This window comes from Variovorax sp. GW821-FHT09B01 (assembly GCF_059418345.1).
The window spans coordinates 187,078-210,153 of record NZ_JBWKPQ010000007.1 but is presented as its reverse complement, the minus strand read 5'-3'; the positions used below and the strand labels follow the sequence as shown (position 1 = coordinate 210,153).

The window sequence follows — 23,076 nt, the reverse complement described above, 5'->3', positions numbered from 1 at the left end:
CTATGTTGAACAGATTCATCGGCTGGGCACATTCGGTCGAAACGGCCCAGGCCAAATTGCATAGAGACATTGAAATGCAGTTGACTGAGAGTGATCCTTGCGACAATCGCTCCGCGCGATTGGATGTTGATACCCCGACAGCGGTAGGTCGTATCACTTGCTGGGAAAGCGGTGATTACGATGCTGAAGCCATCGACCTCCAAACCGAGCGCTCGCTTTACACGGATCGCGGGACCTTGCGAGAGGGAGAAGAGATGTTGAAGAAGTTTTCCCCGTTCTTCGAGGCGATGGGAATAGCGGAATGAACGAAGGATTGCATAAAGATCACTCTCCTTGAGGCCTTGTGGCTTCGTCTTTTACGCCGCTCTGTCAGAGTTCTCGGAGAAGGTTGCGATGATCGATCCCTCGTCGATCGCTGACAAAACAGCATCGCGAACGCCAGCACCACCTAGAACGTGGGCTACGACAGCGTCGGGCGCATCACGAGCTTCGACGTGGCGGGCAACATCAGCAACACCGCGGGCTTCGGCTACGACGCGAACGGCAATCGCTCGAGCAGCACGCGGGTGGTCAACGGGCTGAGCACCAGCCGCAGCGACACCGTAGGAGCCAACAACAACCGCCTCACCGGCTTCAGCCAGACCACGGGTGGTGCGACCACCAGCGTGGTCTACGGCTACAACGCCAACGGCGACCTCACGGCGATGGCCTGCGCAGCTACGGCTACGACGCCGAGGGTCGGCTGAGCACGGCGACCACGGGCGCGACGGACAGCAGCCCGACGACGCGCTATGCGCACAACGCACTGGGGCAGCGGGTGTTTAAGACGGAGCCGTTGTATCCGCCGAGCCAGGGGGATGAGAGTGATCCGGGGTTTTGGGGCAGCCTGGTGGCGTTCTTCACGAAGATGTGGAGTCCAGCCAACAACCAGGCCGAGCGACTGGGCTATGCGTATGTTTACGACGAGCGAGGCACCTTGGTGGCGGAGATCGGCAGTGGGGGCACGAACAGCTCAGGCCAAGCCAGCTACATCTATCTGCCAACGGCGAATGGGCCGATGCCGATTGCTGCCGTCATCAACGGCAATACCTACGCGGTGCACAGCGATCACTTGAACACGCCAAGAAGGCTGAGCAATGAAGCGAGCCAGCCGGCCTGGCAGTGGCGCTACAGCGCGTTCGGGGAGGAGGAGCCAACGACGGCGGCCAAGCGGTTCTCGGGGCCAGAGACGGTGCCGAGTACTGGCGCGACGGGGATCTCGGAGGTGAAGTTCAACTTGCGCTATCCGGGGCAGTATACGGATGCGGAGTCGGGGCTGTTCTACAACGGGTTCAGAACCTACATCCCTACAGTCGGGCGATACACCCAGAGCGATCCGATTGGGTTGGCTGGAGGGTGGAATCGGTTCGGCTACGTTGATGCCAACCCGTTGAACTATGCCGATCCGTCGGGCCTCTTGAAGGTGTGCGCCTTCCCTGGCGGATGTGTGGACTTTAATCCGCCCCCTTACATGGGCCCTGATAACCCGTATCCCCTGGGTTCTTCGGGCTATGTCACACCGCCCAATCTGCCAAGTTGGACGGAAAGCCCTCGGCCATCGCCGCTGGATGCCACTATTCCCGGGCTGATCGTCGACCTGTGCCGCGGCATTAGCGATCGGATTTTTTCGGGAGGAAAAGGAAATGTCCCTAGCAATGTGGGGCCGGGGCCTTATGCGGGAGATTGGGTGCCCGTAGGTGACACAGCGAGACCAACAAAAGAAGAGCAGCAGAGGATCAATGATATTGGCAATCGAAGCGGGTGCCATACATGCGGTACCCCCGAATCTGGGACAAAAAGTAGCAATTGGATAGGTGACCATCAGGACCCTACCAAACTCAATCCGGAAGGTAAGCCGCAGCGGTACTACCCACAATGTCAAAATTGCAGCAATGAGCAAGGTGGTAGGTTGAGATGGCTGCCTCGGCAGTAGAAAGGTGAAGCATTCATGAAATCAATTTCGTCGGGCGGTGGCCCTTTAGTTTGTATAGAGCTTGATGCGGTCGATCGTTGGCATGGGGTCGCAGGGAGCGAAGATTTTCTCAAGGGTGGCTTAGAGCGGGCGAATGATTACCAACGAGCGTGCAGCATTCGAGATTACCTTGGGCAGGTGTCGCTCGGCGATCGAACTGCCCTCGTACTTGGCGACATGCCGCTCGAAACCTCAATCTGGCAACGATCGGGTGATCTTCCTAGGATTGTGCGTGTTTACTACGGTGATTCTGGGGCTGATATCCATGCATTGTTAGAAGCTGGTGGTGAGCTTAATTTCGACGATCCTGTCGAAGCGATGCCAGTAGAATTTTCAGCTTCACCCGTCGTCGTCTTTGATTCAGCTTGCTCAGGCGCTGATGAAGCTATCGATCGGATTTCATTTGAAATTCCAAAGGGTAAATACATTGCGCTTACGAAGAAATTTGAGCCTGATGAAAGAACATCTGTCCTCGTTCACTTTTTTGTCAAAGCACAATAACCGGCCAAGCGATATCTCTCGTATAGAAGTATCTGCAAATAATCACGAAGCAGAAGCCAGATCTATCGGCAACGATGAGTAGCTCCTGATTGGGCACAACTGCGCTGTCCATGACAATGATGGCCTACGCAGCGACGACGCGCGATGCGCAAAACGTGCTGGGGCAGCGGATGCTCAAAACAGAGCTGCTGCACCCGCAGACCCAAGGGGCGCAGGGCCGGTGCCGACGGCCGCGGTCCTCAACGGCAACACCTTCATGTTGCCTGTCTATCGGAGAAAAATTGAACTCCACGAATGAATTTGTTCTTCTTGCGGAACGCTCGTTGTTTTTGGTCGAAAAAGAAACAGATCAACGCAAGCCTATTACTGTGAGGCTGGGGCAGCCGTACTGGACTGAACATGGCATTGAAGCAGCATGTCCGGTGCTGGTCGAAGGCATGCTTGTGGGGCGCTCGGATATCAGAGGTGCCGACCTGCTTGATGCCGTCGAGTTGGCTATCAAGTTCGTCAACTCGTACTTGGAGGGTGTGCAGGCCGGCTGGGAGCTTCATTGGCCTGATGGAGAGATCTACGGAGGCGTTAAAGCATGTTCGCCAGGCTGATAATGATCTCGCTCGCGCTGATGTCGCTCTCCGCCGTAGCTCAGGATGCACCCGTGCGAGTTGGCAGCATCAAGGAAGCAAGCAATTGGATTGACAAGATTTATTCGTCGCACGCGGTGCGGCGCTACAGCATCAAGTTCCCAACCGGACAGAGTGGGGAGGTCTATGCTCTTTATGCCCCGAGGGGTTCGGGCATAAGCCAACTTGACGGCTGGTTCTATTCTTGTGCCGCTGGTGGTACCGTATGTGACTTGATCGCAATGGCGAATCTAGGGGCATCGAGAGATCTCAAAGAAGATCCCGTGATCACGTATGAGCATCCCTATCTGGTCGTCAAATCTGGCAGCAATATCTTGCTCAGGGTGAAGCGATAGACGCGCCGCAGTCGGGTCACAAGCTTCGATGTGCCGCAAGCGTCAGAGAATCACACGCTGTGACCATGACGCGAACGGCAACCGCTTCATCGGCTTCGGTCATACAAGTGAGGCACCTATGGATGAGTTGATCGAGCGATGGCATGAATTTTCGGGACAGTCGAAAGAGGAAATTGCTGCTCATTTCAATGACGATTCGCGCATCCTCTTCGCAGAATTTTTTACAAAGGGATTGGGTGACACGGGCCCTCAAGGCGCTAAGTGGGCCTCTGCGGAAGAGTTTGCGGAGCGTGTTCTGGATCTCAGAAGCAATGAGAAAGCTTGGTCGAGGCATCTGGGCGATACGCTCCTTCGAGCGCAAGACCTTGCAGACGATGGTCAAGTGGAGAAGGCCAAGCAGGAGTTGATCTCCTTCCGAGACACCTGCCCGTGGATTTTCTTTGCGGATATTGCCGTAACGCAGTTGGAAAACATGGGCGACTAGGACCCTTGTTTCGTTCTCACGCCAGGCCGTGTAGTGGCCTACCTTTTGCAGGCCGGCTGTTTGCCGATGGCGTGCCGTTGATCCGCTCAACGTCTCTCGTGTCGAAAGCCCGCTGCAGAGATGACCAAGCCGGCGACATAGAGCGCAATTTCAGATCAAATTCCGCATCGCCTGCGCCGTCTCCCGCAACACCGGCAACACTCGCGCCACCGCGTCCTCCGAGCTCTCATGCCCCATCGGCATCGTGATGTTGAGCGCGCCCACCAGCGTGCCGTGGCGGTCGCGCAGCGGCACCGCGATGCCGCGCGAGTTGAGGTCGAGCTGTTGCTCGGACAGCGCCCAGCCCTGGGCGCGGATGCGCGCGAGCTCGAGCTTCATGCGCTCCATGCTGGCGATGGTGTGCGACGTGAAGACGGTGAGCTGGCGCGTGGCGAGCCATTCGTTGAGCTCGGTGTCGCCGCGCAGCGCGAGCATCAGCATGCCCGAGGCCGTGACCTGCGCCGGCACGCGCGCGCCGAGCACGTAGCCGGTGCTCATGCTGCGGTTGGGGCCGTTGCGCGCGATGTAGACCACCTCGTCGCCATCCATCACGCTGAGGTAGGCGATCTCGTTGGTGCCGGCGGCCACGCGCTGCAGAAAGGGCTGCACCACGCGCGGCAGCCGCGCCGATTCGAGGTACGACTGGCCCAGCCGCAGCACGCGCGGCGTGAGCCAGAACAGCTTGCCGTCGCTCGCCACATAGCCCATGTGCTGCAGGGTCAGCAGGTAGCGGCGCGCGGCCGTGCGCGTCATGTTCGTGCGCTGGCCGGCCTGGCTCGCCGTCAGGCGCGGGTTGGCGTCGTCGAAGGCCTCGATGATGCTCACGCCGCGCTCCAGGCCGGCGATCCAGTCGCGCTTGTCGAGGCCGGGCGGTGCGGGTGGGTCGTCGTTGCTCATGACCGGGGAGTGTGCCTGCGCCGCCGCCCGGCCGCAGCGCCGGATGGGTGGGCAAAAACCCTAGGTTTGAACGATTGACGATCTTGAAAGATCGATGATCGAACGAAATGGCGGTTTGGCGTCAGCAAGCTCGGGGCGAAAGGACTATAAAGCCGGGCATCCAGCCTCGAAACGAGCGATTGACGAACGGAAAGACGCCCATGAGCCTCCCCATCAGCGGCAGCACCCAGGCCTACCTGATTCCCGGCGACCCGGTGCGCAACGTGCGGCTGCCGCGCATGTTCAACGCCGCCTTCGAGCGCTTCGGCATCGACGCGGTGCTGCTGCCGATGCAGGTGCCGGTGCGCGACTTCGCGGTGTTCTTCAAGTCGGCCTTCCTGGCGCGCAATGTGCGCGGCATGGTGATTGCGCCGCCGCACAAGCCGCTGGTGGTCGACCTGCTCGAGGGCGCGGGCCTGTTCGGCCGCGTGGCCGGTTCGGTCAACGTGGTGCGCCGCACCGAGGCCGGCCAGCTCGAGGGCGACCTGTTCGATGGCGAAGGCCTGATCGGCGCGCTCGACCGTTTCGCGATTCCGTTTCGCGGCAAGCGCGTGCTGATCCTCGGCGCGGGCGTGAGCGCCGCGGCCATCGGTGTGGCGCTGGCCGAGGGCGGCACGGTCGATGGGGCCGAGTACATCGCGTTCTACGACAGCTCCGCGGGCAAGGCCGCGGGCGTGGCCGCCAAGCTCGATGCCTTCTTCGACGCCCGCGTGGTGGCGGTGGACAGCAACGCGCCCGAGGGCTACGACCTGGTCGTCAACGCCACGCCGCTGGGCCTGGCCGAGGACGATGCGCCGCCGGTCGACGTGGCGCGCATGGACGGCCACGCTGCCCTGTTCGACATCCTGCTGCGCAACCAGCCCACGCCGCTGGTGCGCGCGGCGCGCGCGCGAGGCCTCAACGCGCAGGCCGGCTTCGAGATGCTGATCCAGCAGATGCCGCACTACTTCGACTACTTCGGCCATGCCGATGCGGCGGCGGCGCTGCGTGCCGACTCGGACTTCCTGCGCGAGATCGTCTACCCCGACGCGATGCGCGCCGAGATCGCCACGCCGTTGCGCTACGGCGCGGCCTGAACCTCTTTTCTTCCTTTGGCTTTCGCGCATGATTTCCGGCAAGACCACGCTCATCGCCCACCTGGGCTATCCCACCGAGGCCTTCAAGGCCCCGATGATCTACAACCCCTGGTTCGAGAAGCAGGGCATCGACGCTGTGGTGGTGCCGATGGGCGTGAAGCCCGAGGACTACGCGGCCTCGCTCGCGCAGATCTTTCGCTTCAGCAACCTGCGCGGCGCGCTGGTGACGATGCCGCACAAGGTCACGACCATGTCGCTGGTCGACGAGGTCACGCCCACCGCGCGCATCGCGGGCGCCTGCAACGCGATCCTCAAGCGGCCCGACGGCACGTTGCTGGGCGACCAGTTCGACGGCGCGGGCTTCGTGCGCGGGGTGGAGCGCAAGGGCCGGCCTTTTCGGGGCACGCGGGTGCTGGTGTCGGGCGCGGGCGGCGTGGGCTCGGCCATCGCGGCGTCGATCGCGGCGGCCGGCGCGGCCGAGCTGATGCTGTTCGATGCGCATGCGGCCTCGGCCGAGGCGCTCGCGGGGCGGCTGCGTGAGCACTATCCGCAGCTGAAGGTGGCCACCGGCTCGAAGGACCCGGCGGGCTTCGACGTGATCGTCAATGCCACGCCGCTGGGCATGAAGGCCGACGATCCGCTGCCCTTCGACATCGACCGCATCGATGCCGGCACCTTCGTCGGCGAGGTCGTGATGAAGACCGAGTACACGCCGCTGCTCGATGCGGCGCGCGCCAAGGGCTGCGCGGTGCAGGTCGGCACCGACATGCTGTTCGAGATGATCCCGGCCTACCTCGAGTTCTTCGGCTTCGGCAGCGCCACGGCCGACGAGCTGCGCGCCAGCGCGAAGCTCCAGTACTGACATCCCCACGACAAGAACACCATGAGCATCTTCGAAGGCTTCCTCTCCACTTCCGAAACCCTGGGCGCCTTCAGCGACCGTGCCTTCGTCGACGCGATGCTGCGCTTCGAGGCCGCGCTCGCGCGCGCGCAGGCGGCCGAGGGGCTGATCCCCGAGAGCGCTGCGCACTCGATCGTCGGCAGCTGCAAGGTCGAGCTGTTCGACGTCGCCAAGATCGTGCGCGAGAGCGGCCGCGCGGGCAGCGTGGCGATCCCGCTGGTGAAGGCGCTGCGCGAGGCGGTCGGGCTCTTCAATGCCGAGGCCGCGCCCTTCGTGCATTTCGGCAGCACAAGCCAGGACGTGATCGACAGCGCGATGTCGCTGGTCACGCGCGAGGCGGTGGCGCTGATCGAGACCGACCTTGCCAAGGCGGCCGAGGCGCTGCTGCAGCTCGCGGTACAGCATGCCGCCACGCCGATGCTCGCGCGCACGCTGATGCAGCCGGCCTCGGTCACCAGCTTCGGCTTCAAGTGCGCGGGCTGGGCCGCGCCGCTGGTGCGCGGCCGCCTGCGGCTGCGCGAGGCCGCGCGCCATGCGCTGCAACTGCAGCTCGGTGGCGCGGTCGGCACGCTGGCGCAGATGGGGCCGCAGGCGGGCGCGGTGCGCGCGCGCATGGCGAAGGAACTGGGGCTGGCCGATCCCGGCGCGACTTGGCACACGCAGCGCGACGAATGGGTGGCGCTGGGCTGCGAGCTCGGCCTCATGACCGGCAGCCTCGGCAAGATCGCGGTCGACGTGTCGCTGCTGGGCCAGTACGAGGTGGCCGAGGTGGCCGAGCCCAGCGAGCCAGGGCGCGGCGGCTCGTCGGCCATGCCGCACAAGCGCAACCCGGTGGCGTCGATGGTGGCGATCGCCGCCGCGCATCGCGCGCCACAGCGCGTGGCGGCCTTGCTCGGTGCCATGCCGCAGCAGCACGAGCGCGCGCTCGGCGCCTGGCAGGCCGAGCTCGGCGAATGGCCGCAGCTGCTGATGTCGGCGCACGGCAGCGTGCGCGCCATGGCCGCGGCGCTGCCGGGCCTGCAGGTGGATGCCGCGCGCATGCGCGCCAACATCGACCGGTTGCGCGCCGAGCTGCCGCGCGACGCGGCCGACGAATGGTTCGATCCCGCGCTGGCCGCGCGCGCCGGCGAGATCGCGCTGGCCGAGGTGAAGGCGCTGCGCGCGCAACTGCTGGCCACCTGAGATTCGCAAGAACACACGAACAAGGATTCCCTGACATGACTTCCTCTTCCGACACCCCCGCCGACGGCTACGAATCGGGCCTGCTCAATCGCCGCCGCGTGCTCGGCGACGCCTGGGTCGACCGCTCGCTGGCCAACCGCAACAGCTTCAATGCCGAGTTCCAGGAGCTGATCACGCGCCATGCGTGGAACGATATCTGGGGCCGCCCCGCGCTGGGCGACAAGACGCGCCGCTACATGGTGCTGTCGATGATGCTCGGCATCCACGCCTATGAGGAATTCGCGATGCACGTGCGCGCGGCGCTCGACGGCCCGCCCGAGTCGCGGCTCACGCCCGAGGACATCAAGGAAGTGATCATGATGGCCGCCATCTACTGCGGCGTGCCGGTCGCCAACCACGCCTTCGGCATCGCCACCGGCATCCTGCGCGAGAAGGGCCTGCTGCCAGCGGCGGCGCAGTGAGCGCGCCGCGAGGACCGCAGGATCCGCAAGAAAAGTTGAAAGGCCGCTGGCACGCCGGCTTCGCGCTGCTGCTGCCGTTGCTGCTCGCGGCCCAGCCGGTGGCCACCGACAGCTACCTGCCGGCGCTGCCCGCGATCGCCAAGGAGCTCGGCTCGGCCAGCACCAGCCTCACGCTGTTCGTGCTGGCCTTCGGCTTCGCGCAGCTGCTGTGCGGACCGCTGGCCGATCGCTTCGGGCGCCGGCCGGTGCTGCTGGCGGGCCTGGGCTGCTATGCGCTGGCCGCGCTCGGCGGCGCCTTCGCGGGCAGCGTGTTCATGCTGGCCGGCTGGCGTACGCTGCAGGGCTTCTCGATGGCGGCGATCCTGGTCTGCTCGCGCGCCGCGGTGCGCGATCTCTATCCGGCCCACGAGGGCCCGCACGTGATGGCACGCGGTCTCACGGGGCTGGGCGTGGTCGGGCTGGTGGCGCCGCTGCTCGGCGCCTGGCTGGTGCAGGGCGCGGGCTGGCGCTGGGTGATGGGCGCGATGGCGCTCTATGCGCTGGTGCTGTTCGCGCTGTGCTGGCGCTCCTTCGGCGAGACCCGGCCGAGCTTCGTCGACACGCCCTCGGCGCCGCGTGGCAGCACGCGCGTGGTGTTCGCGAGCCGCGCCTTCCGCGCCTGGGCCTCGGTGGCGGCCTCGACCTATGGCGGGCTGTTCTGCTTCCTGCTGCTGTCGCCGATGGTCTACATCGGCTATCTGGGCTGGTCGCCGGCCTGGTATGGCTGGATTCCGGCCGGCGGTTCGCTGGTCTACATCTTCAGCACCACCATGTGCCGCCGGCTGCTGCGCCGCCACGGGCCGGTGCGCACGGTGCAGCTGGGCGCCTCGCTGAGCATGGCGGGCGCCACGATCCAGGCGCTGGGCTGCTGGCTCGCGCCGCTGAGCGCGGTGCCGCTGCTCGCGGGCCACGCGGTCTATTGCCTGGGCCACGGCATCCACCAGCCCTGCGGCCAGGCCGGCGCGGTGGGCGACCTGCCGCAGCTCGCGGGCCGCGCCGTCTCGTGGTCGGGCTTCGGCATGATGATGGTCGCCTTCTGCGTCGGGCAGTTCGCCGCGCTGTTCGTCGATGCCGAGTATTCGAACGGCGCGTGGCCGATGGTGATCCCCATGGTCGCCGCCGCCTGCTCGCTGCTGGCCATCGCCTTCTTCTGGCTCCCCCGTCTTCATCCCCTCTCGAAGGAACCCGCCCCATGACCCGTCTGAACCTCGTCCGCGAAGGCAATGGCCCGATCGTCGTGCTGAGCCATGCGCTCGGCTGCGACCTCCGCATGTGGGACGGCGTGGCCGCGCAGCTCGCGCGTGCCCACACCGTGCTGCGCTACGACCACCGCAACCACGGCGCCTCCGAGCGCGTGCCGGGCGCGCTGCGCATCGAGACGCTGGCGCAGGACGCGGCCGAGCTGATCCAGCGCGAGGCCGGCGGCGAGCCGGTGCACTTCGTCGGCCTGTCGATGGGCGGCATGACGGCGCAGGCGCTGGCCGTGCGCCATCCCGAGCTGCTGCGCACCGTGACCATCGCGAACTCCTCGGCCCACTATCCCGACCAGGCGCCCTGGCGCGCGCGCGCCGAGACCGTGGCCGCGCGCGGCGTGGCCGCGATCGCGCCGGGCGCGGTGTCGCGCTGGCTCACGCCGGCCTTCGCCGCCACGCCCGAGGGCCAGGTGGCGGCCCAGCAGTTGCAGGCGGTGCTGCTGGCCAACGATCCGCAGGCCTACATCGAGAGCTGCAACGCGGTGGCGGCGATCGATTTCCGCGACAGCAACCGCCGCATCGCGGTGCCCACGCTGGTGATCGGCGGCCTGCAGGACGAGGCCACGCCGTTCGCGATGTCGGAAGCCATCGCCGCGGCGATCCCCAACGCGCGCCTCGCCAGCATCGATGCCGCGCACGTGAGCGCGGTCGAGCGGCCGGTCGAATTCGCGCAGCTGCTGATCGATTACTGGCGCAGTCTCTGATTCGGCGGGCGCATCGATGGTCCGCCGGACCTAGGTGTAACCCCTGATTCGTGCGAAATTCGCACGATGGCGTTCGATGATCGATCAAAGACGACGCTAAATGGTTGTGGGTACGGGCCGGCGTTCCTAAAGTCGCTCCCGTGAACACGCTCCAGCCCTCCGCCGACCTTCCGCAACGCGCCGCACGGCGCATGCACCGCTCGATCGCAACCGTCTCGCTCAGCGGCACCTTGCGCCAGAAGCTCGAGGCGATCGCGGCCGCGGGCTTCGACGGCATCGAGCTGTTCGAGAGCGACTTCGTCAACTTCAAGGGCACGGCTGCCGAGCTGCGCGGCCTTGCGGCCGACCTGGGCCTGGCAATCGACCTCTACCAGCCGTTCCGCGACTTCGAAGGCATGCCCGAGCCGCAGTTCCGCCGTGGCCTGGAGCGCGCCGAGCGCAAGTTCGAACTGATGGCCGCGCTGGGCGTGCCGCTGATGCTGTGCTGCTCGAACACATCGCCGCTCGCAATCGACGACCCCGCGCGCGCCGCCGCGCAGCTGCATGCGCTGGCCGAACGCGCCGCGGCCCATGGCCTGCGCGTGGGCTTCGAGGCGCTGGCCTGGGGCCGCTTCACCTCGCGCTATGGCCAGGCCTGGGACATCGTGCGGCGCGCCGGCCATCCCGCGCTGGGCCTGATCCTCGACAGCTTCCACACGCTCTCGCTGCGCGACGACCCGGCCGGCATCGCCGACATCCCGGGCGAGAAGATCTTCTTCCTGCAGATGGCCGATGCGCCGCAGCTCTCGATGGACGTGCTGCAGTGGGCGCGCCACCACCGCGTGTTTCCGGGGCAGGGCGACTTCGACGTGGCGGGCTTTTATACGCAGGTGCTGCGCGCCGGCTACACCGGGCCGCTGTCGCTCGAGATCTTCAACGACCTGTTCCGCGAGACGCCGAACCGCCGCACCGCGGTCGATGCGATGCGCTCGCTGCTGTACCTCGAGAGCCAGGTGCGCGAGCACGTGGCCACTGCGCCGGCGCAGCCGCTGCTGTTCGCTCCGCCGCAGGCGCCGGCCTTCCGCGGACTGTCCTTCATCGAGTTCGCTGCCGACGAGGCCTCGGCCGGCGCGCTCGATGCGTTGCTGCAGCAACTGGGCTTTCGCCGCGCGGGCCGCCATCGCTCGAAGGCCGTCACGCTCTACCGCCAGGGCGACATCCACATGGTCGTGAATGCGCAGCCCGGCAGCTTCGCGCGCACGCGCTTCGAGGCGCACGGCACCTCGGTCTGCGCGCTGGGCGTGCGCACCGACGATCCGCAGGCCGCGGTGGCGCGCGCCACCGCGCTGTGCTCGCAGCGGCACGACAGCCCGGTCGGCCCCGGCGAGCAGGCCGTGCCCGCGATCGTGGTGCCGGGCGGCAACCTGCTGCATTTCATCCCGTCGTCGCTCGGCGCCACGGGGCTCTACGAGGCCGACTTCATTCTCGAGCCCGAAGAAGCGCAGGGCGAAGAGGAGGGCGATGGCGCCGGCCTGCGCGCCATCGACCACGTCGCGCTCGGCCTCGCGCTCGACCAACTCGACACCTGGGTGCTGTTCTCGCGCGCCGTGCTCGGGCTCGAGGTCGGCGAGAGCCTGGAACTGGCCGATCCCTTCGGCCTGATCAAGAGCCGCGGCGTGGCCGATGCCGCGCGCAGCCTGCGGCTCGTGCTCAACGTCTCGCTGAGCCAGCGCACGCGCACCGCGCGCACGGTGCATGCGCAGGGCGGCGGCGCGGTGCACCACGTGGCGCTGCGCAGCGACGACATCTTCGCGTCGGTGGCGCGGCTGCGCGCCAACGGCGTGCGCTTCGTGCCGATCTCGGACAACTACTACGACGACCTCGCCACGCGCATCGCGCTCGATGCCGCGCTGCTCGAACGCATGCGCGCGGCGGGCGTGCTGTTCGACCGATCGCCGGCCGGCGACTACCTGCACATCTACACCGAGAGCTTCGAGGACGGCCTGTTCTTCGAGGTGGCGCAGCGCATCGGCGGCTACGACGCCTACGGCGCGCTCAACGCGCCGGCGCGCATGGCCTCGCAGGCCCAGGACTGATTTCCTTTTTTTCGTTCATTCATTCACCCGCTCATCCTCGTCCACACCGGAGACAAACCATGGCGAACACCACGGCTCACGAGCCTCAAGGCAAGCACCAGTCGAAGAAGGCCGCCGCCAGCGGCTGGATCGGCTCGGCGCTCGAGTACTACGACTTCTTCATCTACGCCACCGCCGCGGCGCTGATCTTTCCGCAGATCTTCTTTCCCAAGGGCGACCCGACCACGGCCATCATCGCCTCGCTCGCGACCTACGGCGTGGGCTATGTCGCGCGGCCCATCGGCGCCTTCGTGCTCGGCCACTGGGGCGACACGCACGGGCGCAAGCAGGTGCTGATCCTGTGCATGTTCCTCATGGGCTTCTCGACCGTGGCCGTGGGCCTGCTGCCCACCTACGACCAGATCGGCCTGGCGGCGCCCGTGCTGCTGGTGATCCTGCGGCTGATCCAGGGCTTCGCGGTGGCCGGCGAGATCTCGGGCGCGAGCTCGATGATCCTCGAGCACGCGCCCTTCGGCCGGCGCGGCTTCTTCGCGAGCTTCACGCTGCAGGGCGTGCAGGCCGGCCAGATCATGGCGGCCGCCGTGTTCCTGCCGCTCGCGCACTACATGCCCGAGGAGGCCTTCAATTCCTGGGGCTGGCGCATTCCCTTCCTGCTGAGCTTCGTCGTCATCATCGCGGGCTACATCATCCGCCGCGAGGTCGACGAGACCCCGGCCTTCGCCGAGGCCGACAAGAAGGGCGAGGTGCCGCGCTCGCCGATCGTGCAGGCCTTCACCGACAGCTGGGCCGACATGCTGCGCGTGGTCTGCATGGCGCTGATGAACGTGATCCCGGTGGTCGCCACCATCTTCGGCGCCGCCTATGCGGTGCAGTCGGCCTACGGCATCGGCTTCCAGAAGGACGTCTACCTGTGGATCCCGGTGCTCGGCAACATCCTCGCGGTGCTGGTGATCCCGTTCGTGGGCAACCTGTCGGACCGCATCGGCCGCAAGCCGCCGATCATCGTCGGCGCGCTGGCCTCGGGCCTGCTCTCGTTCGCCTACCTCTATGCCATCAGCGTGCGCAACGTGCCGCTCGCGATCTGCATGTCGCTGCTGATGTGGGGCATCGTCTACCAGGGCTACAACGCCACCTTCCCTAGCTTCTATCCCGAGCTGTTCCGCACCCGCAACCGGGTGTCGGCCATGGCCATCTCGCAGAACATCGGCACCACCTTCACGGCCCTGCTGCCCGCGCTGTTCGCGACCGTGGCGCCTCCCGGCTCGGCGAACATCTGGCTCACCGTGGGCAGCATCACCTTCGCCGTGACCGTGCTGGCCGCGCTGGCCGCGATCAGCGCGCGCGAGACCTACCGCGTGCACATGAACGACCTCGGCGACCCGGATGCGGTGCCGGTCGACAAGGCCGAGTACGACCGCCTGCGGGCCCAGACCCTGGGCGCGAGCCCGGTCGCGGCGCGCGCCACGGCCTGACGCCGCAGGGGTGGGGCAGCGGAAGACCTTGCACCTGACAAGGCCGCCGCCGCGCGGAAGAATGGCGGCCATGATGACCCCATCCTCCTCTCACCTCAAGATCGATTTCGTCTCGGACGTCTCCTGCCCCTGGTGCGCCGTCGGCCTGGGTTCGCTCGAGGCCGCGATCGCCCGCGTGGCGCCCGGGGTGACGGCCGAGCTGCACTTCCAGCCCTTCGAGCTCAACCCGCAGATGCCGCCCGAGGGCCAGGACACCTTCGAGCACCTGAACCAGAAATACGGTTCCACGCGCGAGCAGCAGGCCCAGATGCGCGAGGCCATCCGCCAGCGCGGCGAGGCCGTCGGCTTCGTCTTCAACCCCGAGGGCCGGCCGCGCATTTACAACACCTTCGACGCGCACCGACTGCTGCACTGGGCCGAGCTCGAGGACGCGGCCAAGCAGGTCGCGCTGAAGAAGTCGCTGCTCAAGGCCTACTTCACCGATGCCGAGAACCCCTCCGACCCCGAGGTGCTGGTGCGTCTCGCGGCCGCCGCGGGCCTCGATGCGGCGCGGGCACGCGAGATCCTGGCCAGCGACGAGTACGCGGACGAGACCCGTGCGCGCGAACGCATGTACACCGACGCCGGCATCCACTCGGTGCCCGCGATCATCATCAACGACCAGCACCTGATCTCTGGCGGCCAGCCGGTGGAGGTGTTCGAGCGCGCGCTGCGGCAGATCGCGGGGGCGCAGCCCAGCGGGGTGGTGTCGGCCTGAGGCCTTCAAGCCGTCTTGGGCCGCGGGGGCGTTTCGCCTTGAAACGAAGCTGACTCGCGGCTTTACACGGCGCTGGCATGCTGGGGTCAACCGCGCCCCGACGGCGCGGGTTGAACCCACCATGCACACGTTTCCGATCCGATCGCGCCTCGCGAGGGGCGCATGGATGGCGGCCGCCGCGCTGTGGCTCGCGGGCTGCGCGCTCGGCATGCGGCCCGATGCCCCGCCGCTCGCATTGCGCGGCGCACCGCCCGATGCATTGACCCAGCTGCGCTGGCTCGACCGCGTGAGCTGGGGCGCGAATGCGAGCGGCCAGGCCGAGGTCGCGAAGCAGGGCCTGGCGGAGTGGATGGGGCGCCAACTGGAGCCCGTACCGCAGCCGCTGCCGCCCGAGGCCCAGGCGCAGATCGACGCGATGGAGATCGCACGCACGCCCGTGGACACGCTCGCGGTCGCGCTCGATGCCGAGCGCAAGGCGGCCGACGCGCTGCCCGACGAAGACCAGAAGAAGGCCGCGCGCCAGGCCTACCAGCAGCACCTGAACCGGCTCGCGCGCGAGGCGCAGCAGCGCTTCGTGCTGCGCGCGCTCTATTCGCCGAACCAGCTGCAGGAGCAGATGACCTGGTTTTGGATGAACCACTTCAACATCAGCTCGCGCAAGGGCGGCAACATGCGCGCGCTGATCGGCGACTACGAAGAGAACGCGATCCGCCCGCATGCGCTGGGCCGCTTCCGCGACCTGCTTGGCGCCACGTTGCGCCATCCAGCGATGCTGCGTTATCTCGACAACGCGCAGAACGCCGCCAACCGCATCAACGAGAACTACGCGCGCGAGCTGATGGAGCTGCACACGCTGGGGGTGGGTAGCGGCTACTCACAGGCCGACGTGCAGGAACTCGCGCGCGTGCTCACCGGCGTGGGCGTGAGCCTGCAGCCGGCCGATGCACCGCCGCCCAAGCTCAGGCCCGCGATCGCCGCCGACTATCGGCGCCAGGGCCTGTTCGAGTTCAATCCCAACCGCCACGACTACGGCCCCAAGACGCTGCTCGGCGAGCCGATCCGTGGCCGCGGCCTGGCCGAGGTCGACGAGGCGCTCGACCGCCTCGCGCGCGCGCCGGCCACCGCGCGCTTCGTCTCGCGCAAGCTCGCCGTCTATTTCGTGGCCGACGATCCATCGAACGCGCTGGTCGAGCGCATGGCGGCGAGCTTCACGCGCAGCGACGGCGATATCGCCGCCACCCTGCGCACGCTGTTCGAGTCGCCCGAGTTCACGGCCTCGCTGGGCCGCAAGTTCCGCGACCCGGTGCACTACGCGGTGGCCGGCGTGCGGCTGGCCTACGACGGCCGCGTGGTGGCGAACGTGGGGCCGATGCTCAACTGGATCGACCGCATGGGCCAGCCGCTCTATGGCCACGAGACGCCCGACGGCTATCCGTTGCACGAGGCGGCCTGGGCCAGCGCGGGGCAGATGAACACGCGCTTCGAGATCGCGCGCATTCTGGGCGCGAGCGGTGCCCTGCTGTTCCGCACCGACGCCAAGGCGCCGCTCGAGAGCCCGGCCTTCCCGCCACTGGCCGAGTCGCCCGCGGTGCGCGAGATGCAGACCGGCTTCGGCGCCGGCACGCGCGAGGTGCTCGCGCAGGCGAAGAACCCGCCCGAATGGAACACGCTGCTGCTGGCCGCGCCCGAGCTGATGCGCCGCTAGCGCCCCCTCGAAAAAGGACAAGTCCATGCAACGCCGAGAATTGCTCCGTTTCGCCGCCGCCGCGCCACTGGCCGGCGCCGCCGCCCGCCTGATCGCCGCGCCGGCCGCCGAGGGCGCCAAGCTGTTGGTCGTGTTCCTGCGCGGTGCCTACGACAGCACCAGCTTGCTGGTGCCCACCTCGAGCGACTTCTACTACGCCTCGCGGCCCGGCATCGCGATCGGACGACCGGGCACCAGCGGCGGCGCCTTGCCGCTCGATGCCGACTGGGGCCTGCATCCCGCGCTCGCGCAGAGCGTGATGCCCCTGTTCCAGCAGAAGCAGGCCGCGTTCATCGCCTTTGCCGGCACCGACGATCTCACGCGCAGCCACTTCGAAACGCAGGACGGCATCGAGTTGGGTCAGGCGCTCGACCGACGGCGCGACTATCGTTCGGGTTTCCTCAATCGCCTCGCGGGCGTGCTCGGCGCGGGGCCACTGACCGACGTCTCGCCGATGGCCTTCACCGACCAGCTGCCGGTCTCGCTGCGCGGCGATGCCAAAGTCGCCAACATGGCGCTCGCGGGCGGCTCGCGACCGACCATCGATGCGCGCCAGAGCCAGCTCATCGCCTCGATGTACCGGAACACTCCGCTTGCACAGCCGGTCGCCGAAGGCTTCCAGGTGCGCGACGATGTGCAGCGCGCCATACAGGCCGAGATGGACGCCGCCAGCCGCAACGCCATGACCGCCAAGGGCTTCGAACTCGTCGCGCGCCGCATGGCCGCGCTGATGCGCGAGCGCTACGACCTCGGCTTCGTCGACATCGGCGGCTGGGACACCCACGTGGGGCAGGGCGCGGCCACCGGCTACCTCGCGAACCGCTTCGAGGAACTGGGCCGCGGCCTCGCGGCTTTCGCGCAGGAGATGGAGCCCGAGAACTGGCGCCAGACCGTGGTGGTGGTCATCAGCGAGTTCGGCCGCACCTTCCGCGAGAACGGCAACAAGGGCACCGACCATGGCCATGGCACGGTCTACTGGGTGCTCGGCGGCGGCCTCTCGGCGCAGGCCGGCGGCCGCGTGGTCGGCGAGCAGCAGGCGCTGACGGCGACCACGCTGTTCCAGAACCGCGACTATCCGGTGCTCAACGAGTACCGCGCGGTGCTCGGCGGGCTGTTCCAGCGCATGTACGGGTTGTCGCCCGCGCAGGTCGCGAAGGTGTTCGACGGCGTGACGCCGAAGGACCTGAAGCTGGTGTGAGGTTCACCAGAATTTCCACCAGGGCCTGCGCACCGGCGCGGGCGCGGCCGAGGTTGCGGGCCGCTTCGCGCGCCCGGGCACGCCGCCCATTGCATTCGCACTGAAGCGCACGCTCGGCGAGCCCTTCGCGGTGGCCGCGGCGCGCGCGCGGCCGTAGTTCATCGTCGGTGGCGCGAAGTTCGACGGCATGCCGTCGTCGTGCACGGCCAGGGTGCCGCCCGCGCGTTCCACCAGCAGCTGGTAGTAGTGCCAGACGTTGTCCTCGGGGCCGTTGACGATGCGGTTGTAGGCGCGGCGCCAGGGCCAGAACAACTGCTCGCGGTGGGTGCTGCGCATGCCGGGGTAGCTGTCGTCGCCGAGCGCGACCACGCCCCATTCGGCGCCATGGTTGCGGCGGAACACCTCACCCACGTAGCTGCCCAGGCCCTTGGCGTAGTCGAAGACCTGCGCGTCGCTCGGCTTGTCGTTGCGCGCGCGCAGGTGCAGCTGCTGCAGCAGCGCCTCGACCTTGCGGATGCTGGCATCGGTGAAGTCGAGCGCCACGTCGAAGTTGCGGCGCGCGCGCTCGATCATCTCGGTCGCGGCCTCGGTGGCCTCGGCTTCGATGCGGCGGTCGGGGATGAAGCCCATCGCTCGGCGCCCGTCTCAGAACGAGGGCACGGGATTGCGACCCTGCACCAGCGCATAGGCGCCGTTGCGCAGGCTGTAGACCAGCTGTTCGTCGACGGTCTCGACGCGCAGATTGTTCGCATCGCGCGTGCGCGCGCCCTTGAAGACGATCTGCAGCTCGCCCGGATCGTCCTGCGTGCCGAGCGCGAACTCGGGCTTGCCGTCGATGCGGTAGCAGGCGCCGCGCGGCGCTTCCTCGGGGCGCGTGGCCTGCAGCACCGGCTCGCAGGCGCCGTCGGCACCGCCGTTGTCGGCGCCCAGCGGCACGCCCTCGATCAGCTGGCGCACCTCGGCGGCGCCGATCTCGTAGACCGAGAGCCAGCTGCCGCAGTAGCCCTGCCAGCAGCTGCCGCTCGTGACGGTCAGCACGAAGCGCTGCGGCGCGATGCGTTCCACGCGCGTGAGGCCGATGTTGCCCGAGAAGCCGAGGTAGTCGACGCCGTCGTTGCGGCCCGCGAGCTTCCAGCCCGCGTCGCCATGCTCGAAGAAATAGGCGCCGAGCCATGCACCCGCCACGTGGGCATCCATCGGCTGGCCGCGGTCGTCGACCGGCACGGTCTCGGTGAGCAGCACGGCATGCGTGTCGTCGAGCCGGACCACCTCGCGCGGCGAGACCTGGGCACGGGTCGGCGCGAAGCCCTCGGTCATCGGCTTGCCGTCGTTGCCGATCTCGGGCAGCTGCACGTCATCGGTGCGGCTCGCGGTCTCGCCGGCGGGCGGCGGCTCGAACAGCAGCGCCATCAGCGCATCGCGCTGCAGCGTGGCCGAGAACTCGGGCCGGGGCGTGGCGGGCGGCGCCGGGTCCGCGGCGGCGGGCGTGGCCTCCACGGCGGCCGTGTCCTGCGCCGATGTCGCACTTTCGGATTCGTTCTTCGTGCAGGCCGTGAGCAGAATGAACATCACGGTACTCACGGCGAGCCCCGCGAGCGATGCAAGGGGCCGGCGGTGCCGAGCAGGGCGGTTCGACGGGGTCGGTGTGCGCATGCGGGCATTGTTGCTCAAGCCGCGCCGATGACCCCGCGCGGGCGGCCCGACCGCGCTTCCCTTCAGAATCGGGGCGTGCGGCGCGCGCATCGGCATGCCGCGCCTTCCGAAGAATCCCCGTTCGCACTGGAGCATCTTTCATGACCACCACCTCGACGCTGTTGCAACTGCTGGGCACCGAACTGCCGCTGATCCAGGCCCCCATGGCGGGCGTGCAGGGCAGCGCGATGGCGATCGCCGCGAGCAACGCGGGCGCGCTGGGCTCGCTGCCCTGCGCGATGCTCTCGAACGACGCGATCCGCGGCGAGGTCGCGGCGATCCGCGCGGGCACGAACAAGCCCTACAACCTCAACTTCTTCTGCCACCAGCCGCCGGTGCCGAGTGCCGAGCGCGAAGCCACCTGGCGCGCCGCGCTCGGTCCCTACTACGCCGAGTTCGGCATCGACCCCGCGGGCATCGCGGCCGGCCCGGGCCGCAACCCGTTCAGCGCCGAGATCGCCGAGCTGCTGGCCGAGTTCCGTCCGCCGGTCGTGAGCTTCCATTTCGGATTGCCGTCGGCCGAGCTGCTCGCGCGCGTGAAGGACTGGGGCGCCAAGGTGCTGGCCTCGGCCACCACGGTCGAGGAGGGCCGCTGGCTCGCGGCGAACGGCGCCGACGCGGTGATCGCGCAGGGCCTAGAGGCCGGCGGGCACCGCGGCCATTTCCTGTCGCACGACCTCACGGCGCAGCTGGGCACCTTCGCGCTGCTGCCGCAACTGGCGCAGACCTTGCGCGTGCCGGTGATCGCCGCGGGCGGCATCGCCGATGCGCAGGGCGTGGCGGCCGCGATGGCGCTGGGCGCCGCGGGCGTGCAGGTGGGCACGGCCTACCTGCTGGCCAACGAGGCCACCACCAGCGCCATGCACCGCGGCGCGCTCAAGAGCGAGGCCGCGCGCCACACCGCGCTGACCAACCTGTTCACCGGCCGGCCCGCGCGCGGCATCGTCAACCGCGTGATCCGCGAGCTGGGCCCGATCGGCCCCGCGCCCGAATTCCCGCTCGCCACCTCGGCGATCGCGCCGCTGCGCGCCAAGGCCGAGGCCCAGGGCAGCGGCGACTTCTCTCCGCTGTGGTCGGGTCAGAACGCGAGCGGCTGCCGCGAACAGCCCACCGCCGATATCACGCGCTCGCTGGCCGAAGGCTTCAAGGCCTCGGTGCGCTGACAGGACCTTCCGCTTTCCTCTTCCATCGACATGACCACGCTCCAACTGCCGCTCCAATTCCTCGAACAACCGACCGCCGCCGGCACGCGCGATCCCTGGCTGCTGGTGCTGATGCATGGCGTGGGCAGCAACGAGCAGGACCTGTTCGGCCTCGCGCGCCTGATGCCGCCGCAGTTCCACGTGCTGAGCCTGCGCGCGCCCTATGTGCTCACGCCGGGTTCCTATGCCTGGTTCGAGTTCGAGGTGCTGGCCGATGGCCAACGCCGCATCGACGAGGACCAGGAGCGCGAGAGCCGCTTCCTGGTCGGCGAGATGCTGGCCTCGGCCTCGGCGCAACTGGGCATTCCGCCCGAGCGCGTGGTGGTCGGCGGCTTCAGCCAGGGCGGGATCATGGCGCTGTCGCTGCTGCTGACCAGGCCGGCGTCGATGCGCGCCGCGATGGTCTGGCACAGTCGGCTGCTGCCGCAGGTGCTGCCCCAGGTGGCCGCGCCCGAGGCCTTCGAGGGCAAGTCGCTGTGGGTGAGCCATGGCAGCGCCGACAACGTGATTCCGCCCGCGGCCGCGCAGGCCACGCGCGAACTGGCACGCGGCCTGCCGCTCGCGCTCGCGGGCAGCGATTTCCCCGGCGGCCACGAGATCCGGCCGGCCGAGCTGCAAGGCACGCTGGCCTGGCTGCAGTCGCTGACGGCCGCGCACTGAGCGCCGAGCGCGCGCCCCGGAAACCGGTGGCGGCGCCTGCGTGTCGAGGGCGGGGCTGAACTTCCGTGTGGCGAGGGCGTCACACGGGGTTACGAGGCCCCGGGCTCCCGGGGCCCTTGTTGGTGCAACATGACGGTTCGTCATCACGCATCGCACGCCACAGGAAAGACACGCCGACATGCCCGAGAACGACAACAACGAACTCCGTGCCGAACGCGACATGAGCACCGCGGGCGAGACCCGCGACTACGCACCGCGCCGCGAGCGCTCCATGCTGCCGTGGGCGCTGCTCGTGCTGGTGCTGCTGGTGGCCGGCTACTTCGGCTGGCGCTGGTACCAGCAACAGCAACAACCCGTGGCACCGCCGGTGGCCGCCACCACGCCCGAAGACGCACCGCCCGCGCCCGCGCCGGCCCCCGTGGCCTCGGGGCCGCAGAACCCGGTCGACGCGCTCGCGCCGCCCGATGCAGCGCTGCCCTCGCTGGCCGATTCCGACTCGCGCGTGCTGAAGGCGCTGGCCGAACTGCTTGGCGGCAAGAACGCCAACACCTTCCTGCGCCCCGACGGCGTGGCGCGGCGCTTCGTCGCCACGGTCGACAACCTCGCGCGCGAGCAGGCGCCCGCGAGCGCCTGGCCGGTGCAGCCCACGGGCCAGCGCTTCATCACCGAGGGGCAGGGCGCCAACCAGACCATCGCGGCCAACAATGCCGCGCGCTACAACGGCTTCGTGCTGCTCGCCGAATCGGTCGACCCGGCCAAGGCCGCGGGCGTGTACGCGCGGCTCTATCCGCTGTTCCAGCAGGCCTATGAAGAGCTCGGCTATCCGGGCCGCTATTTCAACGACCGGTTGATCGCGGTCATCGACCACCTGCTGGCCGCGCCCGAGCCCAAGGGCCCGGTGCAGGTGCGGCTGGTCGAGGTCAAGGGCGACTATCCCTCGCAGCGCCCGTGGACGCGCTACGAGTACGTCGATCCCCAGCTCGAGTCGCTCAGCGCGGGCCAGAAGATCATGGTGCGCATGGGCCCGGAGAACGAGCGCAAGCTCAAGGCCAGCCTGCGCGCGCTGCGCCAGCAGATCGCCACGGGCGAGGTCGCGAAGAAGAAGTCCTAGCCCGCCGCGCCGGTCTTCGGCGCCTGGATGTCGAGGCTCCACATCGCGGTGTCGCTGGTCGACACCGCCACCGCGCCGGCCGCGAGCGCGCTGCGCACGTCGTTGGTGGTGATCACGAAGCCCGAGGCGACGATCGGCGGCAGCGCGTTGCGCTCCTTGATCGAGATGTGAGGCAGCATCGGCGCGGGCATCAGCTGGACCAGGTTCGGGTCGCTCTGCTCGAGCGCCTTCACGCTGCGCGGCCAGGTCGAGCGGTCGGTCACGAACACCTTCTGCATGGTCAGCAGGCCGGCGCGGTTGGCGCGCTGGATGGTCGCCACGCGCGTGGACACCAGGCTGGTCGCGCCGATCTCGGCCAGGTACTCCACGCCGCCCTTGTCGGGCGAGATGCCCTCGCAGCTGTCGATGTTGACGATGGCGATCTTGTCCGCGCGCGTGATGGTCGCGACCACGGCCTGCAGCCGGCGCAGCTCCACGTTCGCGACGATGGCGATCTCGCTCGCGCTGTCGACGAAGCTGTCGATCTGCTCCGCGCCGTAGAGCGTCGCGATGATCGGGTGCCGCGCGAGGCGCGCGCCGAGGGAACGGTCCATTCGATGGGG

The 23,076-nt window shown here is 68.0% G+C and carries 25 protein-coding genes; 21 read left to right on the top strand and 4 right to left on the bottom strand.

Features of this window, described 5'->3' with window-relative positions; translation table 11 throughout:
• The first annotated feature begins 5 nt into the window (after positions 1–5).
• From AC07RV_RS21640 to AC07RV_RS21610, 7 genes are all read left to right on the top strand, one after another.
• Positions 6–305, top strand: coding sequence for an immunity protein TriTu family protein (locus AC07RV_RS21640; protein ID WP_444813757.1), 300 nt, complete (start codon positions 6–8; stop codon positions 303–305).
• 150 nt (positions 306–455) lie between these two features.
• On the top strand, positions 456–746 hold the full coding sequence (locus AC07RV_RS21635; RefSeq protein ID WP_296782136.1) for a hypothetical protein: 291 nt from the start codon (positions 456–458) through the stop codon (positions 744–746).
• A 143-nt stretch (positions 747–889) separates the two neighbouring features.
• The gene (locus AC07RV_RS21630) at positions 890–1,972 is read left to right on the top strand and encodes an RHS repeat-associated core domain-containing protein (protein ID WP_296782135.1); all 1,083 of its coding nucleotides are present in this window, start codon (positions 890–892) and stop codon (positions 1,970–1,972) included.
• 15 nt (positions 1,973–1,987) lie between these two features.
• On the top strand, positions 1,988–2,512 hold the full coding sequence (locus AC07RV_RS21625) for an Imm21 family immunity protein (protein ID WP_296782134.1): 525 nt from the start codon (positions 1,988–1,990) through the stop codon (positions 2,510–2,512).
• Between the two features lie 110 nt (positions 2,513–2,622).
• Positions 2,623–3,114, top strand: a complete 492-nt coding sequence (locus tag AC07RV_RS21620; RefSeq protein WP_296782133.1) for a hypothetical protein — start codon at positions 2,623–2,625, stop codon at positions 3,112–3,114.
• Positions 3,099–3,488, top strand: a complete 390-nt coding sequence (locus AC07RV_RS21615) for a hypothetical protein (RefSeq protein ID WP_296782132.1) — start codon at positions 3,099–3,101, stop codon at positions 3,486–3,488. The genes AC07RV_RS21620 and AC07RV_RS21615 overlap by 16 nt, the downstream gene beginning before the upstream one ends.
• A 118-nt stretch (positions 3,489–3,606) precedes the next feature.
• Positions 3,607–3,972, top strand: coding sequence for a hypothetical protein (locus AC07RV_RS21610; RefSeq protein ID WP_296782131.1), 366 nt, complete (start codon positions 3,607–3,609; stop codon positions 3,970–3,972).
• 150 nt (positions 3,973–4,122) lie between these two features.
• Here the strand turns inward: AC07RV_RS21610 and AC07RV_RS21605 are convergent, their stop codons facing one another.
• A complete protein-coding gene (locus AC07RV_RS21605; protein ID WP_296782130.1) occupies positions 4,123–4,908 on the bottom strand; it encodes an IclR family transcriptional regulator domain-containing protein in 786 nt (261 codons plus the stop codon).
• A 200-nt stretch (positions 4,909–5,108) separates the two neighbouring features.
• Here AC07RV_RS21605 and AC07RV_RS21600 point away from each other — a divergent pair, with 200 nt between their 5' ends.
• The 11 genes from AC07RV_RS21600 (at position 5,109) to AC07RV_RS21550 (ending at position 17,809) form a co-directional block, all read left to right on the top strand.
• The gene (locus AC07RV_RS21600; protein WP_057596427.1) at positions 5,109–6,023 is read left to right on the top strand and encodes a shikimate dehydrogenase family protein; all 915 of its coding nucleotides are present in this window, start codon (positions 5,109–5,111) and stop codon (positions 6,021–6,023) included.
• A gap of 28 nt (positions 6,024–6,051) precedes the next feature.
• Complete coding sequence (locus tag AC07RV_RS21595) at positions 6,052–6,885, top strand: shikimate dehydrogenase family protein (RefSeq protein ID WP_296782129.1); 834 nt, start codon at positions 6,052–6,054, stop codon at positions 6,883–6,885.
• Between the two features lie 21 nt (positions 6,886–6,906).
• Positions 6,907–8,106, top strand: a complete 1,200-nt coding sequence (gene pcaB, locus AC07RV_RS21590; protein ID WP_296782128.1) for a 3-carboxy-cis,cis-muconate cycloisomerase — start codon at positions 6,907–6,909, stop codon at positions 8,104–8,106.
• Positions 8,107–8,141: 35 nt separating this feature from the next.
• Positions 8,142–8,567 carry a carboxymuconolactone decarboxylase family protein gene (locus AC07RV_RS21585; protein ID WP_296782127.1) on the top strand — a complete coding sequence of 142 codons (426 nt, stop codon included), beginning with the start codon at positions 8,142–8,144 and terminating at the stop codon, positions 8,565–8,567.
• A gap of 35 nt (positions 8,568–8,602) precedes the next feature.
• Positions 8,603–9,802 carry an MFS transporter gene (locus AC07RV_RS21580; RefSeq protein WP_296782126.1) on the top strand — a complete coding sequence of 400 codons (1,200 nt, stop codon included), beginning with the start codon at positions 8,603–8,605 and terminating at the stop codon, positions 9,800–9,802.
• On the top strand, positions 9,799–10,563 hold the full coding sequence (locus AC07RV_RS21575) for an alpha/beta fold hydrolase (protein ID WP_296782125.1): 765 nt from the start codon (positions 9,799–9,801) through the stop codon (positions 10,561–10,563). Before AC07RV_RS21580 ends, AC07RV_RS21575 begins: the two co-directional genes overlap by 4 nt.
• 191 nt (positions 10,564–10,754) lie before the next feature.
• Positions 10,755–12,638, top strand: coding sequence for a bifunctional sugar phosphate isomerase/epimerase/4-hydroxyphenylpyruvate dioxygenase family protein (locus AC07RV_RS21570; protein ID WP_296782152.1), 1,884 nt, complete (start codon positions 10,755–10,757; stop codon positions 12,636–12,638).
• Between the two features lie 59 nt (positions 12,639–12,697).
• Positions 12,698–14,110: an MFS transporter gene (locus AC07RV_RS21565; RefSeq protein ID WP_093344958.1), complete on the top strand. Its 1,413-nt coding sequence runs from the start codon at positions 12,698–12,700 to the stop codon at positions 14,108–14,110.
• 73 nt (positions 14,111–14,183) lie between these two features.
• On the top strand, positions 14,184–14,867 hold the full coding sequence (locus tag AC07RV_RS21560) for a DsbA family oxidoreductase (protein WP_296782151.1): 684 nt from the start codon (positions 14,184–14,186) through the stop codon (positions 14,865–14,867).
• A gap of 121 nt (positions 14,868–14,988) precedes the next feature.
• Positions 14,989–16,572, top strand: coding sequence for a DUF1800 domain-containing protein (locus AC07RV_RS21555; protein WP_296782124.1), 1,584 nt, complete (start codon positions 14,989–14,991; stop codon positions 16,570–16,572).
• A gap of 25 nt (positions 16,573–16,597) precedes the next feature.
• Positions 16,598–17,809: a DUF1501 domain-containing protein gene (locus AC07RV_RS21550; RefSeq protein WP_296782123.1), complete on the top strand. Its 1,212-nt coding sequence runs from the start codon at positions 16,598–16,600 to the stop codon at positions 17,807–17,809.
• 3 nt (positions 17,810–17,812) lie between these two features.
• Here AC07RV_RS21550 and AC07RV_RS21545 read toward each other — a convergent pair whose 3' ends face one another.
• Positions 17,813–18,439, bottom strand: coding sequence for a hypothetical protein (locus AC07RV_RS21545; protein WP_296782122.1), 627 nt, complete (start codon positions 18,437–18,439; stop codon positions 17,813–17,815).
• A gap of 15 nt (positions 18,440–18,454) precedes the next feature.
• Complete coding sequence (locus AC07RV_RS21540; RefSeq protein WP_296782121.1) at positions 18,455–19,378, bottom strand: hypothetical protein; 924 nt, start codon at positions 19,376–19,378, stop codon at positions 18,455–18,457.
• Between the two features lie 224 nt (positions 19,379–19,602).
• On the opposite strand from AC07RV_RS21540, the gene AC07RV_RS21535 reads away from it, so the two are divergent.
• The 3 genes from AC07RV_RS21535 (at position 19,603) to AC07RV_RS21525 (ending at position 22,474) form a co-directional block, all read left to right on the top strand.
• Positions 19,603–20,664, top strand: coding sequence for an NAD(P)H-dependent flavin oxidoreductase (locus AC07RV_RS21535; protein WP_296782120.1), 1,062 nt, complete (start codon positions 19,603–19,605; stop codon positions 20,662–20,664).
• 30 nt (positions 20,665–20,694) lie between these two features.
• On the top strand, positions 20,695–21,363 hold the full coding sequence (locus AC07RV_RS21530; RefSeq protein WP_296782119.1) for an alpha/beta hydrolase: 669 nt from the start codon (positions 20,695–20,697) through the stop codon (positions 21,361–21,363).
• Positions 21,364–21,541: 178 nt separating this feature from the next.
• Entirely contained in the window at positions 21,542–22,474 is a 933-nt protein-coding gene (locus AC07RV_RS21525; protein WP_444813755.1) for a DUF3014 domain-containing protein, read from the top strand.
• Here AC07RV_RS21525 and AC07RV_RS21520 read toward each other — a convergent pair.
• The gene (locus AC07RV_RS21520; RefSeq protein WP_057596439.1) at positions 22,471–23,067 is read right to left on the bottom strand and encodes a glycerol-3-phosphate responsive antiterminator; all 597 of its coding nucleotides are present in this window, start codon (positions 23,065–23,067) and stop codon (positions 22,471–22,473) included. The genes AC07RV_RS21525 and AC07RV_RS21520 overlap by 4 nt on opposite strands.
• Positions 23,068–23,076: the final 9 nt, after the last annotated feature.

Bases quoted from the DNA above. Each gene is read 5' to 3' on its own strand.
- AC07RV_RS21625 (WP_296782134.1), top strand. From the start codon at position 1,988: ATGAAATCAATTTCGTCGGGCGGTGGCCCTTTAGTTTGTATAGAGCTT.
- AC07RV_RS21620 (WP_296782133.1), top strand. From the start codon at position 2,623: ATGACAATGATGGCCTACGCAGCGACGACGCGCGATGCGCAAAACGTG.
- AC07RV_RS21615 (WP_296782132.1), top strand. From the start codon at position 3,099: ATGTTCGCCAGGCTGATAATGATCTCGCTCGCGCTGATGTCGCTCTCC.
- AC07RV_RS21610 (WP_296782131.1), top strand. From the start codon at position 3,607: ATGGATGAGTTGATCGAGCGATGGCATGAATTTTCGGGACAGTCGAAA.
- AC07RV_RS21605 (WP_296782130.1), bottom strand. From the start codon at position 4,908: ATGAGCAACGACGACCCACCCGCACCGCCCGGCCTCGACAAGCGCGAC.
- AC07RV_RS21600 (WP_057596427.1), top strand. From the start codon at position 5,109: ATGAGCCTCCCCATCAGCGGCAGCACCCAGGCCTACCTGATTCCCGGC.
- AC07RV_RS21595 (WP_296782129.1), top strand. From the start codon at position 6,052: ATGATTTCCGGCAAGACCACGCTCATCGCCCACCTGGGCTATCCCACC.
- pcaB (WP_296782128.1), top strand. From the start codon at position 6,907: ATGAGCATCTTCGAAGGCTTCCTCTCCACTTCCGAAACCCTGGGCGCC.
- AC07RV_RS21585 (WP_296782127.1), top strand. From the start codon at position 8,142: ATGACTTCCTCTTCCGACACCCCCGCCGACGGCTACGAATCGGGCCTG.
- AC07RV_RS21575 (WP_296782125.1), top strand. From the start codon at position 9,799: ATGACCCGTCTGAACCTCGTCCGCGAAGGCAATGGCCCGATCGTCGTG.
- AC07RV_RS21570 (WP_296782152.1), top strand. From the start codon at position 10,755: ATGCACCGCTCGATCGCAACCGTCTCGCTCAGCGGCACCTTGCGCCAG.
- AC07RV_RS21565 (WP_093344958.1), top strand. From the start codon at position 12,698: ATGGCGAACACCACGGCTCACGAGCCTCAAGGCAAGCACCAGTCGAAG.
- AC07RV_RS21560 (WP_296782151.1), top strand. From the start codon at position 14,184: ATGACCCCATCCTCCTCTCACCTCAAGATCGATTTCGTCTCGGACGTC.
- AC07RV_RS21555 (WP_296782124.1), top strand. From the start codon at position 14,989: ATGCACACGTTTCCGATCCGATCGCGCCTCGCGAGGGGCGCATGGATG.
- AC07RV_RS21550 (WP_296782123.1), top strand. From the start codon at position 16,598: ATGCAACGCCGAGAATTGCTCCGTTTCGCCGCCGCCGCGCCACTGGCC.
- AC07RV_RS21545 (WP_296782122.1), bottom strand. From the start codon at position 18,439: ATGGGCTTCATCCCCGACCGCCGCATCGAAGCCGAGGCCACCGAGGCC.
- AC07RV_RS21540 (WP_296782121.1), bottom strand. From the start codon at position 19,378: ATGTTCATTCTGCTCACGGCCTGCACGAAGAACGAATCCGAAAGTGCG.
- AC07RV_RS21535 (WP_296782120.1), top strand. From the start codon at position 19,603: ATGACCACCACCTCGACGCTGTTGCAACTGCTGGGCACCGAACTGCCG.
- AC07RV_RS21530 (WP_296782119.1), top strand. From the start codon at position 20,695: ATGACCACGCTCCAACTGCCGCTCCAATTCCTCGAACAACCGACCGCC.
- AC07RV_RS21525 (WP_444813755.1), top strand. From the start codon at position 21,542: ATGCCCGAGAACGACAACAACGAACTCCGTGCCGAACGCGACATGAGC.
- AC07RV_RS21520 (WP_057596439.1), bottom strand. From the start codon at position 23,067: ATGGACCGTTCCCTCGGCGCGCGCCTCGCGCGGCACCCGATCATCGCG.